This is a genomic window from Mycobacterium sp. ITM-2016-00316 (assembly GCF_002968335.2).
Taxonomy (GTDB): Bacteria; Actinomycetota; Actinomycetes; order Mycobacteriales; family Mycobacteriaceae; genus Mycobacterium.
On record NZ_CP134398.1, the window covers coordinates 3,037,314 to 3,050,017 of the forward strand.

Below are 12,704 nucleotides of genomic sequence, written 5' to 3' on the forward strand. Positions count from 1 at the left end.
GCTGCTGTTTCAGTGGCAAACATCACGGGTACAGACCAGCAGGCCGGTCTGCAGCAAAGGCGCGCGCCGTATCCCGAAGGAGTTCACTGATGAGTCTTCGTCAATCCGTGCGGTTTCTGGGGGCCGGTGCCCTGATCGCGTCGGGCTTGGTGACCGCAACCACCGCCCCGGCCGCCTCCGCTGAGCCCTGCCCCGACGTCGAGGTGGTCTTCGCCCGCGGCACCGCCGAGGCGCCCGGCGTCGGGGGCACCGGCCAGGCCTTCGTCGATGCGTTCCGGGCCCAGACTCCCGGCAAATCGGTGTCGGTGTATCCGGTGAACTATCCCGCCAGCGACAACTTCGGGGACCGAATTGCGTTCGGGCAGAACGTGGTCGACGGTGTCCGAGATGCCGGCTCACGTATCGAGGCGACCGCTGCGGCGTGCCCGGACACCCGCGTGGTACTCGGCGGATTCTCCCAGGGTGCGGTGGTCGCCGGCTATGTCACGGCCGACGCCGTCCCCGACGGGGTGCCTGACGAGTACCTGTCCTCGATCCCGAATCCGCTGCCGGACGACCTGTCCGAGAATGTGGCCGCGGTGGTGCTGCTGGGCAACCCGTCCGATGCGTTCCTCAACCAGTTCGGCGCCCCGTTGAGCACCGTCGGTCCGTTGTATGCGCCGAAGACCGTTGAACTGTGCGCACCCGGTGACACCATCTGCGACGGAACCCCCGGCGGCATGCCGTCGATGGCGCACGCCATGTACGGGATCAACGGAATCGCCAACGAGGCGGCCTCCTACGCGGCAAGCAAGGTCTAGCAGCAACAGCGCCCCGACCTGACCAAGATCAACGACCGCCGTACGCGATGATGGAGCCATGGAGTCGACTCGGGTGGATCGCTGGTTGTGGGCGGTCCGGCTGACCAAGACCCGCCCCGACGCGGCGACGGCCTGCCGGGGCGGACACGTGCGGATCAACGATCGGGTCGCGAAACCGTCGGCGACCGTGGTCCCCGGCGACACGGTCAAAGCCCTGGTCGGTGATCGCACCCGGATCGTCGAGGTGGTGCGGGTCATCCAGAAGCGGGTCGGTGCCGCCGACGCGGTGACCTGCTACCTGGATCGCACGCCCGTGGCCCCGCCGACGACCGTGGTGCCGGTGGCCGTGCGCGATCGCGGCGCGGGGCGGCCGACCAAACGCGACCGCCGCGTCCTCGACAAATGGCGGGCCGGAAAGGGCTGATCAGCCCAGCGGACCCTGCTGAATGATGGTCGGGGGCATCGGGGCGGGGGCCGGAACCGGCGGCGGTGCCGGGGCGCCCGGGGCGGGAACCCCGGCCGGAGCGGCGCCGGGTGCACCGATGGGCAGCGCCTCGGCCGGCGGATTGGGATCCGACAGCGAGACGAACCCCGGCGGCAGCGGCGGCCCACCGACCTGCGGTGTGCCCTGCAACGACGGCGTCGACGACGACGGATCGGTCAATGACATGTAGCCCGGCGGCAACTTGGGCGCCGGACCCGCCCCTGGCGGTGCACCGGTCGGCATCCCGGCCGTCCCAGCCTCGGAGAACGCGGCCATCGGGTCATTCGACCTGGCCGCATTCCACAGATCCTTGATATAGCCCAGTCCGCCACCGGCGGAGCCCTGCCCGTAGGCCGGGTTCGTCATCTGCGGTACCGGCGGCGCGCCGACCGGCGGCGGTGCCGGCGGCGCGGCCACCAATTCGTCGGGGTTCACGGCCACCGGCTGACCCGGGATCGGCGCGGCCGGGTCCCCCGGTGGCACCAGCGGCGCCGGCTCGGCAGCGGCCAGCCCGGCGGTGAACAACGCGCCCCCGGTGAGCAGGGTCGTCGCCAGCGCGAGCTTGACGGTGGAGCGCGTCGCGGCACGCTGTCGATCGGTCATGGGTCAAAAGGCTAGCGCCTCGTCGCCGTCGGCGTCGCCGATAGCCCACGCCGAACATGCCGACGGCGCCGAAGGTGACGCGCAGTCAAACCCCTGGTGAACGAATCCACCCCGCGCACCACGGGATTCGCGGGCACCCGAAGATGGCCGCATGAATTCTGCAATCCCCGATCTGGTCATCGTCGGAGCGGGGATCATCGGCCTCGCGCACGCTGCCGAGGCCGTGCACCGCGGACTCACCGTGCAGATCGTGGAACGCGACTCCGAGGCCGTCGGCGCCTCGGTCCGTAATTTCGGCCACGCCTGCATCACCGCGCAGGGCCCCGCCCTCTTGGAGACCGCCCAGGCGTCCCGGCGCGGATGGCTGCGCACCGCGGCACAGAGCGGGTTCTGGGCGCCGGAGGCGGGCGCCGTGGTGCTCGCGCGCAGTCCCGCCGAAGCCGCTCTGATCGAGGAGTTCCGCGACGCGCGCGGCGCCGAAGCGGTCCGGTTGTTGACTGCAGATGAGGTGAACGCCAGGCTGACCGGACCCGGCCGGACTCCCGATCCCGCGATCGTCGGCGCCGCCTGGTTCCCGGCGGATCTGCGGGTCGATCCGCGCACCACGGTTGCCACCATCGCCGCATGGCTCGCCGCCCAGCCCGGGGTGCGATTCCACTGGCGTACCAATGCCGTGCGGTGCACCGATGCCGCGGTGCACACCAGCCGAGGCGTGGTGCGCGGACGGCACGTGTTGGTGTGCGTCGGCCACGACCTGGACCGGCTGTATCCGGCAACCGCCGAGGCCAACGAGGTGCTGCGGTGCCGGCTGCAGATGGCACTGGTGGGGGCACCGTCCGGCTACGCCTTGGATTCGGCGGTACTGACCGGCACCTCGATGCTGCGGTATGAGGGCATGGCGAACCTGCCTGCCGCAGCGGCGGTGCGGGCCGAGCTGGAACGCGGCAACCCCGAACTGCTGGAGCTGGGTGCGAACATGATGTTCACCCGCCGACCCGACGGCACACTGCTGGTCGGCGATTCACACCACTACGGCCGCACCGCGCCACCCTTCCTCGACGAGCAGGTGTCCGCGCGTCTGCTCGGCGGGGTCAGCCGCATCCTCGGGGTCGACCATCTGCAGGTGCTGCAGCGCTGGCAGGGCGTCTACGCCTCCAGCGGCCGCACCGATGTGCTGCGTGCGAGCCATGAACCCACCGTCAGCTCGGTGACCGTGACGACCGGCCTCGGGATGACGCTGGCCTTCGGGCTGGCCGCCCAGACGCTGGACGCGCTGTAGGCGGCTAGTTCGTGGGACGGCCGTGGTCGGTGTCGGCCGCCTCCTGCGGCGGCTCCTCGCTGTCGGAAGCCTCGGCCGACGTCTCCGGCTCCAGGGCGACACTCTGTGCCCGGGACGCGGGTACACCGGTGGCCGGCTGCAGACGCACCACGCGGCCCACGGCGCGCCGCAGGCCCGGCGGGCCCTCGATGCGGAGAAAGTCGCCGACTCGTCCGGCCCGATAGCGCAGCGGTGAGCCCAGCAACTCCCCCATCACCACGCCACTGCCGATCGCCAGCGCGATCGCCACGGCCGACAGCAACTGGGCGATGCCGTCGAGGAATCGTTCGTCGACCGCGAAGTAGAACACCGACCGGAACACCGCCAGTCCCGGCAGCATGGGCGTGATGCCGGCGGTCGCGGTCACCAGTGCCGGGGCCTGACGCCGGATCGAGATCAGCGTGGCCAGCAGGCCGACTCCGACGGACGCGATCCCGGTGGCGAAAATATGCCCGATCTGGGCATGACCGAGGCCGATGAGCGCCAATTGGGCCGCACCGGCCGCGAACCCGGCGGTCACCACCGAACGCAGCGGCGCGTAGCTGGCCAGCGTCAGACACACTCCGGCCAGAGCGGCACCGAACACGGCGATGAAGATCTGCAGCGGTTGGCTCGGCACCACGAATGATTCGGTGGCATCGACATGCAGGGCGATGGTGACACCGGCCAGGGTGGCGATCTGCAGTGCCGCCACGATGCCCACCACAATCCCCGCGGTCAGGAAGATGACGTCGCCCAGGCGCCCCACGGCCGTCAGCATGTGGCCGGTCAACGCATCCTGAACCGAACCGACGAGCGTCATTCCCGACAACAGGACCACGATGCCGGTGGCCACCAGCGCCGTCGGGCCCTGATCGGCGAACCGGTAGGCGGCCACCGCCACCAGGGTGGCGATCGCGGCCCCCACCGCATGTTGGAAGAAGAACGGTGTGCCGATCCGGTTGAGGTACCGCCCGACCCGGTCGATCACCGCCGAGGTGACCGCCGCCAGTATGCAGACCAGCCAGTTGCCGCCGAGCAGCATGGCGATACCGAGCGCGAAGCCCGCCCAGCCGGCGGTGGCCAGCCAGCGCGGATACGGATGTGGACGCTCACTGAGGACGTCCATCGCCTCATGGGCCTGATCGACGGTGACGCCGCCGGACGTGATCCGGCGGACCAGCGTGTCCAATTCGGCCAACCGGGTGTAGTCGGTGGCGCGGGCGCGCACCGACCGCACGATGGTCAGCGGCGGGCTATCCGCGGTCGGCAACGCCGAAACGATGATAGTGGAGAAGGTGATGTCGACGACGCAGTCGGAGAGCTGGTATGCCTGAGCCACATCCTGAGCGGTCGCGACGATATCGGCGGTGCCCGACCCCGATGACAACATCACCTCGGCCAGCCGGATGGTCAGGTCGAGAACCTTGCGGGTGTACACGTCACCGACGTGGTTGGCGCTGCGTCTGCGTTGTCCGGCGATCGGCGCCGGATCCCGGCGACCACGAAGCGCGCCCCGCAGACTGCGACGCGCGCGGGCCGTTTCTTCAGACCGATCGAAAACCATCACCGGACACGATACTGATCGTCAGGACGCCAGCGTGAGGCCCGCGTAGATCTCGTCGCGAATCGGTGACACCACGGTGTTGGCGGTCGTTTGCCCGTCCGGCAACAAAGCCAGATCGGTCCAGATCACCAGCGTCACATCGTTTTCCGAATCTTGTCCCATGAAAGGAATTGAAGCCGGGCGCTCAGCGTCGCCAAAACAGATGGTGGCTCACGCCGCTGGGGCTGGGCACTACATCACGATGGAATCTGTCGAGCAGTTCATCGGAACTCTCCCACAGCCGCGAGCCCCCACCGAGCTCTACCGGGGCCACCGCCACGTGCAACGTGTCGACGAGATCGGCGTCCAGGAACTGCCGGACCGTCTGCGCTCCGCCACCGAGCCGGACGTCTCTGCCGTGGGCGGCCTCTTTGGCCCGCTCCAGTGCGGTGACAGGATCGGCGTCGATGAAGTGAAACGTGGTGTCCGACAGGATGAACGACGGTCGCTGGTGATGTGTCAGCACGAAGACCGGGGTGTGGAACGGCGGCTCGTCGCCCCACCAGCCTTGCCAGTCGTGGTCAGCCCAGGCGCCGCGATGGGGACTGAACTTGTTGCGGCCCATGATCTCAGCCCCGATGTTGCGGGCGAAGTCTCTGGTGAAGTAGTCGTCGATACCCCGGCTGCCACCGGGATCCTTGCGATTGGGCCAGCTCGCGGTGGCACCGGCCCAGGACATCAAGTCAGCCGGGTCCGCGTGCCCGAAGGGGCGCTCGAAGCTCTGGTCGCGGCCGGCGCCGAAACCGTCTTGCGATACCGCGAAATTGTGCACTCTCAGCAGTTGAGCCACGCGTTCCTCCTCAGACCGTCAACCGACACTGATCAGACCGGGTTGCGTGCGGAAAGTCATCGCGAAGGGTTGAGAGACACGAAACCCCCGGCCCGACTCACGCTGAGCGTGATATCGGTCCGGGGGCTCGAGGAGGTCTTTACAGGCCGGTGACGCCGACCGCCTGGGGGCCCTTGGCGCCCTGGGTGATGTCGAACTTCACCCGCTGGTTCTCCTCCAGGTTGCGGAATCCGCCGGCCTGGATCTCGGAGTAGTGCACGAAAACGTCCGGTGCACCGCCGTCAGGAGCGATGAAGCCGAAGCCCTTTTCGCTGTTGAACCACTTAACGGTTCCTTCTGCCATGTTCTTACTTCTTTCTTCTTTTTTACTGGCCGAACGTCATGTCGACCAAGCCTGGTTGTGCGACCGATCGTCGCTCAAATCAGTGGAGTTCTGGGGGTGTGCGATGCCGACACAGGCCGTAAAGGGGTGATACTGACCCCGGCCGCGATTCGGCCGAACACAGACACGTCGATTCACGAGTGCGACGTATTGGGCCAGCCTACCAACTGCACGTCCGACGACCTAATTTGGCGCCGGTCGATTTTTCGCGCCGCGAGCATCCACCGTCAGGCGTTCAAGAGATCCGCCAGCTGATCGGCGGTCTTGAGCCACCCGTCGTGGAAGTTCTCGTACTCCTCCGGCGGCAGCATGGCGTGCTCGATGGACATCAGGGTCTGACCGTCCTGCACCGGTTCGAAGGTCACCGTGACCATGCTGGCGGCCGTCGGGTCCACCCAGTACGAGTTGGTCCAGGTGAAGCGCAACAACCGTGGCCGCTCGATGCGGACGAACTGCCCCGTGATGAGCACACTGGCACCCCGGTCGTCGACGTCGAACCGGAACAGCCCGCCCACCCGTGGTTCGACGGTCACCGTGACACATCGGGTGGGGCGCGGACACATCCACTCCCGCAACGATTCCGGGTCCAGCCACTCGTCGAAGACCTCCTCGGGGCCGGCCGGCATGATCCGCTGCACGTGCACAGTGCGCGTCTCGGTCATCGTCCGGCCTTCTTGCGACGCAACCGCTCGGCAAGCGCATCGGCGCGAGTCGACCAGAAGTCGGTCTGCTCCCCCATCCACTGTGCGGCCGGGGTCAACCCCTCATCGCGCAGCGAGAGCCAGTGTTCACGGCCACGCACTTCGCGGGTCACCAGACCCGCTGTCTCCAGGACTCCGATATGGCGGGAGACTCCCGCGAAGGTCATCGGCATCGGCGCAGCCAGATCGGTGATCCGGGCATCCCCTTCCCGCAAGGCTTCCAGCAATCGGCGACGCGTCGGATCCGCCAGTGCGGCATACGCCCGGTCCAGCAGCTGATCTTCAACCATTCTGTTGACTATATCGGGTCACCTGTGGTCTGCTCGATTGATATTCAACAAATCAGTTGAATGAATGAGCACATCCGAGGAGTAGGGACACACGATGCAGACACCACCGATAGTGAACGCGGCCGAGTGGGCGGCCGCTCACGCCGAGATGCTGGTGAAGGAGAAGGAACTCACCCGGGCCCGGGATGCACTTGCGGCGCAGCGCCGCCGGATGCCGTGGACCCCGGTCCGGAACGACTACGCCTTCGACGGGCCGAACGGCAGGGTTGCCCTGCCCGATCTGTTCGACGGCCGGCGGCAGCTGATCGTCTACCGCGCGTTCATGGACCCCGGAGTGGCGGGCTGGCCGGAACACGGTTGCACCGGTTGCTCATTGATGGCCGACCAGGTGGGCGACCTCAGTCATCTCAACGCCCGCGGCACCACACTGGTCTACGCGTCGCGCGGCTCGCAGCAGGACATCACCCGGATCAAGGACAGGATGGGCTGGACGATCCCCTGGTACACCATCGTGGTCGAACCGGATGTCGCCTTCGACGCCGACTTCGGCGTCGACCAGTGGCACGGCACGAATGCCTTCATCCGCGAGGGCGATCAGATCTTCCGGACCTACTTCGTCAACAACCGCGGCGATGAGGCGTTCGGCACCACCTGGAGCTATCTGGACATCACGGCACTAGGTCGTCAGGAATCGTGGGAGGACTCCCCAGCGGGTTACCCCCAGACCCCGCCCTACCAATGGTGGAGATGGCACGACGCGTACGGCGACCGGTGAGGCGTGCGACCCATCGGCGATGATCAAGGGGTGACGACTCCGCACACTGTTGTAACGCCGCTGACTGTTCCCGCGTTGTTGGCCGACCGGGTTCGCGCGTCCGGGCAGGACCCCTATGTCATCACGCCGGACGGACGGTTGACCTACGCACAGGCCGATGCGAGCTCTGCCGATATCGCCCGCCGGCTGTTGGCCGCGGGCGTCGGCAAGGGCAGCCGGGTCGGACTGTTCTTCCCGAACGGGCTCGACTGGATCAGCTGGTGGCTGGCGCTGTCTCGGATCGGCGCACTGGTGGTGCCGTTGAGCACCCTCTACGCGCCCGCCGAAATCGCCAAGGTGCTGCGGCTGGCCGATATCGGCACGCTGATCGCGCCGGCCGAAGTACTCGGCACCGATGTCGGCGGCCGCTTCGAGTCAGCGCTGCCCGAGCTCCGGGGGCAAGACCGTGACGCCCTCTCGCTCACCGCCGCACCGTATCTGCGCCGGATCGTGCTCACCGAGGGCAGCGGGTACCACTGGGCGACCCGGTGGGACGATCTGACACAACAGGTCTCACCGCAGGTGCTCACCGCGGTGGAGGGCGAGGTGTCCCCGGCCGACCTGGCGATCATGGTGCACACCTCCGGTTCGACCGCCGACCCCAAGGGTGTCCTGCACACTCACGGCACCCTGGTGCGACAGACATCGGCTTGGCCGGTCGCGATCCGTGCGGTCACCGGGACCCAGCACCGGCCCCGAATCCTTTGCGCCATGCCGTTCTTCTGGATCGGCGGCCTGCTCGCCGCCATGGGCGCCCTACACGACACGATCGCGTTGCTGGTCATGGCGCGACTCGACCCGGGGACCGCCCTGGACCTGATGGAGTCCGAACGTGCCACCGGCATCATCGGCTGGCCGGCGTTCACCCAGCGGTTACGCGACCACCCCGGGTTCGCCGACCGCGACCTGTCCAGCGCACCGATGCTGCGGGACGGACCGCTCGACATCGCGATGACCGATGTGCCCGACGGATTTCCGGTGCACCGCACCATGTCCGAGACCGCGGGCGGATTCGTGCACACCGATCTCGCCATTGTCGATGCCGACGGCAGGCCCGTCCCCGACGGCACCATCGGGGAACTGTGGATCCGCGGCGTCGGGGTGATGGCCGGCTACAACAAACGCGAACGCGCCGAGGTCTTCGACGCCGATGGCTGGTACCACACCGGAGACCGTGTCTACCGGCGAACCGGTGACCCGCGGCTGTTCTACGTGGGCCGCAGCACCGACCTGATCAAGGCCGGCGGCGCGAATGTGTCACCGCTGGAAGTCGAGGCGGTGATCTCGGCGCTGCCCGATATCGCGCAGTGTGTGGTCCTCGGGCTCCAGCATCCGCAGCGGGGTGAGGAGGTATGCGCCGTGGTGGTCCCGGCAGTGACGGCTCTGGATCTGGACGGCGTCCGGCAACTCGCGCGCGAGCAGTTGTCGGCCTACAAGGTGCCCACCCGGTGGGTGATCGCCACCGCTGATCAGATCCCGACCCTGTCCAGCGGGAAGTTCGATCGGAAAGGGTTGCTGGCCAGCGTTATCGACGGTGTGTTGCCGATCAGTCCAGCAGCTCCCTGAAGCGGCCGGCTGGGAACGTCGCGGCGCCGGCGGCCTGAACGCGGGCGGCCAGCGCGCCATCGGAGGTCACCACCGTGATGTCCCGCGGCGCGTCGGCCGCACCGACCAGCCGGACGATCTCGTCATCGGCGGAATTCGCTGCCGCCCGCGGCGCATGCGCCACGCTGATCGCCGCCGACTGCAGCGGAGGTGACATCGGCCGCTCCAGCACCACCGTCACCTCGTGGGCGCCCGCCGCCGCCCAGCACTCGATCTGCCCGATCAAGGTGGTGAGCGCACCTCGACGGTCCTTCCACCAGCCATCCGGTCGCGCACCCACGACGTTCATGGCGTCCACGATCCAGTGCATGGCAACATCGTCCTCCATGCCGCATGCCGCCGACAGCCACGACCTGATCCGGGTGACCGGAGCGCGGGAGAACAACCTCAAAAACGTCGATATCGAACTGCCGAAGCGACGTCTGACGGTGTTCACCGGCGTGTCCGGCTCCGGCAAGAGCTCGCTGGTGTTCGACACCATCGCCGCCGAATCCCAGCGACTGATCAACGAGACATACAGCTCATTCGTGCAGGGTTTCATGCCCAGCATGGCCCGCCCCGACGTCGACGTGTTGGAGGGCCTGACCACCGCCATCATCGTCGACCAGCAGCGCATGGGCGCCGATCCACGCTCGACCGTCGGTACCGCCACAGACACCGGGGCGAATGTTGCGAATCCTGTTCAGCCGGTTGGGTACACCGCACATCGGTTCCCCGCAGGCCTTTTCGTTCAACGTCGCCTCGATCAGCGGTGCCGGCGCGGTGACGTTCGAGAGGGGCGGCAAGACCGTCAAGGAGCGCCGCGATTTCACCGTCCTCGGCGGCATGTGCCCGCGCTGCGAGGGGCGGGGCGCCGTCAACGACATCGATCTGACCGCCCTCTATGACGACAGCAAGTCGCTCAACGGGGGCGCGCTCACCATCCCGGGTTTCAGCATGGAGGGCTGGTACGGCCGAATCTTCAACGGCTGCGGCTTCTTCGACCCGGACAAGCCGATCAACACATTCACCGACAAGGAACTCGAGGCTCTGCTGCACAAGGAGGCCACCAAGCTCAAGATCGACGGGGTGAACCTGACCTATCTGGGACTGATCCCGCAGATCCAGAAGTCGTACCTGTCCAAGGACGTGGACGCGATGCAGCCACATATCCGGGCCTTCGTCGAACGCGCCGTCACCTTCACCACCTGCCCGGACTGCGGCGGCACCCGACTCTCCGAGGCCGCCAGGTCATCGACGATCGAGGGCGTCAACATCGCCGACGTGTGCGCCATGCAGATCACCGATCTCGCCCGGTGGGTCGGCACGCTCACCGAGAAGTCGGCGGCAAAGCCGTTGACGCCGTTGCTCACCGCACTCGGGCACGCCCTGGATTCCTTCGTCGAGATCGGCCTGGGTTACCTGTCGCTGGAGCGCCCGGCGGGCACCCTGTCCGGCGGAGAAGCCCAGCGCGTGAAGATGATCCGGCACCTGGGATCGGCACTGACCGATGTCACCTACGTCTTCGACGAGCCGACCATCGGGCTGCATCCACACGACATCGCACGGATGAACAACCTGCTGTTGCAGTTGCGGGACAAGGGCAACACCGTGCTGGTCGTCGAGCACAAGCCGGAAACGATCGCAGTCGCCGACCATATCGTCGACCTGGGCCCCGGTGCCGGCAGTGCCGGTGGCGAAGTGGTGTTCGAGGGCAGCCTCGCGGCGTTGCGAAAGAGCGGCACGGTCACCGGCCGCCATCTCGACGACCGCGCGGCGGTGAAGGAGTCGGCACGAGAGCCGAATGGGGCGTTGCAGATCCGCGGGGCCGCCACCCACAACCTGCGTGACGTCGACGTCGACATCCCGCTGGGCGTCCTGGTCGTCATCACCGGGGTGGCCGGTTCTGGTAAGAGTTCGCTGATCGACGGATCGGTGGCCGGTCTCGACGGCATCGTCACCATCGATCAGGCCGCGATCCGCGGTTCGCGGCGGAGCAACCCGGCCACCTACACCGGCCTGCTGGAGCCGATCCGCAAAGCGTTCGCCAAGGCCAACGGTGTCAAGCCCGCCCTTTTCAGTTCCAACTCCGAGGGCGCCTGCCCCACCTGCAACGGTGCCGGCGTCATCTATACCGAGCTGGGCGTGATGGCCACGGTGGAATCCACCTGCGAAGAGTGCGAGGGTCGCCGATTCCAGGCTTCGGTGCTGGAATACACGCTGGCGGGCAAGGACATCGCCGAGGTGCTCGCCATGCCGGTGACCGAAGCCGTCGGATATTTCGGCGGCGGTGAGTCCAAAGTGGCCGCAGCACAGAAGATCCTGGGTCACATGTCCGATGTCGGGCTGGGCTACCTGACCCTCGGCCAGCCCTTGACCACCCTGTCCGGCGGCGAGCGGCAACGCCTCAAGCTGGCCGCCCGCCTCAGTGACAAGGGCGCCGACAACGGTGCGGTCTTCATACTCGACGAGCCGACCACCGGCCTGCACCTCGCCGATGTCGGGCAGCTTCTGGCGCTGCTGGACAGGCTGGTGGACGCCGGAAAGTCGGTGGTGGTGATCGAGCACCATCAGGCCGTGATGGCCCACGCCGACTGGATCATCGACCTGGGCCCGGGCGCCGGACACGACGGCGGGCGGGTCGTCTTCGAGGGAACCCCGCGGGACCTGGTGGCCGACCGTTCGACGCTGACCGGGCAGCACCTGGCCGACTATGTCGGTGCCGCCATCACCGGGTGAGAACTTTTACCCATATCCCCCGCCGACGACGGGAGATTAGCCTCGTGAGGTGTCCAATCGATCGCGCCTGATGCTGTTGATGCTGCCCGCGGCCCTGGCCAGTTGCTCGTTCTCGATGTCCGCGGGCGGCCCGGATTACGCGAAGCTGGAGAGCGCCATCACCGACGAATTGAATGCGAGCTACCAGAAGATCGACCGCGAGGTGTCCGATGTCGCCTGCGAGAAACCCGAGAAGGCGCCGAAGGCGGGCGACACGTTCCTCTGCAACGCCGATGTCGACGGCTCGACGGTGCGAGTGCAGGTGGTCGTCAGCGACGACGAGGACAACGTCGAGTTCAGCACCCTCGACGTCATCTTCGATCTGTCGCAGACCGCAGTGGGCCTGACCAAGGAGATCTCTGCCGACAGAGGATTCGCCGTCACGGTGACCTGCGGCGAGGGGCTCAAGGTCGTCGAGGTCGGTGAATCGTTCGAATGCACCGCGGCTGACCGACGTGGGGACACCCGTCCGGTCAAGGTCACTCCCGGCGGCGTCGACGAAGACGATCGTTGGGAGCTCGTCGGGGTGAACTGAGTCCTGCCGATCGGCGCCGTACGGCGTCACCTGCGATAGC

The 12,704-nt window shown here is 67.4% G+C and carries 14 protein-coding genes and 1 pseudogene; 7 read left to right on the forward strand and 8 right to left on the reverse strand.

The window, feature by feature from the left end:
- Positions 1-89: 89 nt before the first annotated feature.
- Both C6A86_RS14645 and C6A86_RS14650 read left to right on the forward strand, forming a co-directional pair.
- Positions 90-800, forward strand: coding sequence for a cutinase family protein (locus tag C6A86_RS14645; RefSeq protein WP_105364727.1), 711 nt, complete (start codon positions 90-92; stop codon positions 798-800).
- 58 nt (positions 801-858) lie between these two features.
- Positions 859-1,224 (forward strand): RNA-binding S4 domain-containing protein, encoded by a 366-nt coding sequence (locus C6A86_RS14650; RefSeq protein WP_105364726.1) that lies wholly within the window; start codon positions 859-861, stop codon positions 1,222-1,224.
- Here the strand turns inward: C6A86_RS14650 and C6A86_RS14655 are convergent, their stop codons facing one another.
- Positions 1,225-1,887, reverse strand: a complete 663-nt coding sequence (locus C6A86_RS14655) for a hypothetical protein (RefSeq protein ID WP_311100708.1) — start codon at positions 1,885-1,887, stop codon at positions 1,225-1,227.
- A 151-nt stretch (positions 1,888-2,038) separates the two neighbouring features.
- Between C6A86_RS14655 and C6A86_RS14660 the strand changes: the two genes are divergently transcribed.
- The gene (locus C6A86_RS14660; RefSeq protein WP_105363697.1) at positions 2,039-3,166 is read left to right on the forward strand and encodes a TIGR03364 family FAD-dependent oxidoreductase; all 1,128 of its coding nucleotides are present in this window, start codon (positions 2,039-2,041) and stop codon (positions 3,164-3,166) included.
- 4 nt (positions 3,167-3,170) lie between these two features.
- On the opposite strand, the gene C6A86_RS14665 is transcribed toward C6A86_RS14660, so the two are convergent.
- The 6 genes from C6A86_RS14665 to C6A86_RS14690 all read right to left on the reverse strand — a co-directional run bounded on the left by C6A86_RS14665 (position 3,171) and on the right by C6A86_RS14690 (position 6,953).
- Entirely contained in the window at positions 3,171-4,751 is a 1,581-nt protein-coding gene (locus C6A86_RS14665; protein WP_105363696.1) for a threonine/serine exporter ThrE family protein, read from the reverse strand.
- Between the two features lie 21 nt (positions 4,752-4,772).
- Positions 4,773-4,913 carry a hypothetical protein gene (locus tag C6A86_RS14670; protein WP_158263270.1) on the reverse strand — a complete coding sequence of 47 codons (141 nt, stop codon included), beginning with the start codon at positions 4,911-4,913 and terminating at the stop codon, positions 4,773-4,775.
- A 22-nt stretch (positions 4,914-4,935) separates the two neighbouring features.
- Positions 4,936-5,580 (reverse strand): dihydrofolate reductase family protein, encoded by a 645-nt coding sequence (locus C6A86_RS14675; RefSeq protein ID WP_105363695.1) that lies wholly within the window; start codon positions 5,578-5,580, stop codon positions 4,936-4,938.
- A gap of 139 nt (positions 5,581-5,719) precedes the next feature.
- On the reverse strand, positions 5,720-5,923 hold the full coding sequence (locus C6A86_RS14680; RefSeq protein ID WP_105363694.1) for a cold-shock protein: 204 nt from the start codon (positions 5,921-5,923) through the stop codon (positions 5,720-5,722).
- Positions 5,924-6,189: 266 nt separating this feature from the next.
- Positions 6,190-6,624, reverse strand: a complete 435-nt coding sequence (locus tag C6A86_RS14685; protein ID WP_105363693.1) for an SRPBCC domain-containing protein — start codon at positions 6,622-6,624, stop codon at positions 6,190-6,192.
- The gene (locus tag C6A86_RS14690) at positions 6,621-6,953 is read right to left on the reverse strand and encodes a helix-turn-helix transcriptional regulator (RefSeq protein ID WP_105363692.1); all 333 of its coding nucleotides are present in this window, start codon (positions 6,951-6,953) and stop codon (positions 6,621-6,623) included. Before C6A86_RS14690 ends, C6A86_RS14685 begins: the two co-directional genes overlap by 4 nt.
- A 94-nt stretch (positions 6,954-7,047) precedes the next feature.
- Between C6A86_RS14690 and C6A86_RS14695 the strand changes: the two genes are divergently transcribed.
- Both C6A86_RS14695 and C6A86_RS14700 read left to right on the forward strand, forming a co-directional pair.
- Positions 7,048-7,728, forward strand: coding sequence for a DUF899 domain-containing protein (locus C6A86_RS14695; protein WP_105363691.1), 681 nt, complete (start codon positions 7,048-7,050; stop codon positions 7,726-7,728).
- A gap of 30 nt (positions 7,729-7,758) precedes the next feature.
- A complete protein-coding gene (locus C6A86_RS14700; RefSeq protein WP_105363700.1) occupies positions 7,759-9,333 on the forward strand; it encodes a class I adenylate-forming enzyme family protein in 1,575 nt (524 codons plus the stop codon).
- Here C6A86_RS14700 and C6A86_RS14705 read toward each other — a convergent pair.
- A complete protein-coding gene (locus C6A86_RS14705) occupies positions 9,314-9,682 on the reverse strand; it encodes an NYN domain-containing protein (protein ID WP_105363699.1) in 369 nt (122 codons plus the stop codon). The genes C6A86_RS14700 and C6A86_RS14705 overlap by 20 nt on opposite strands.
- 16 nt (positions 9,683-9,698) lie before the next feature.
- On the opposite strand from C6A86_RS14705, the pseudogene C6A86_RS14710 reads away from it, so the two are divergent.
- A pseudogene (locus tag C6A86_RS14710) lies at positions 9,699-12,090 on the forward strand (ATP-binding cassette domain-containing protein).
- Positions 12,091-12,139: 49 nt separating this feature from the next.
- A complete protein-coding gene (locus C6A86_RS14715) occupies positions 12,140-12,664 on the forward strand; it encodes a DUF4333 domain-containing protein (RefSeq protein ID WP_233213034.1) in 525 nt (174 codons plus the stop codon).
- Positions 12,665-12,704: the final 40 nt, after the last annotated feature.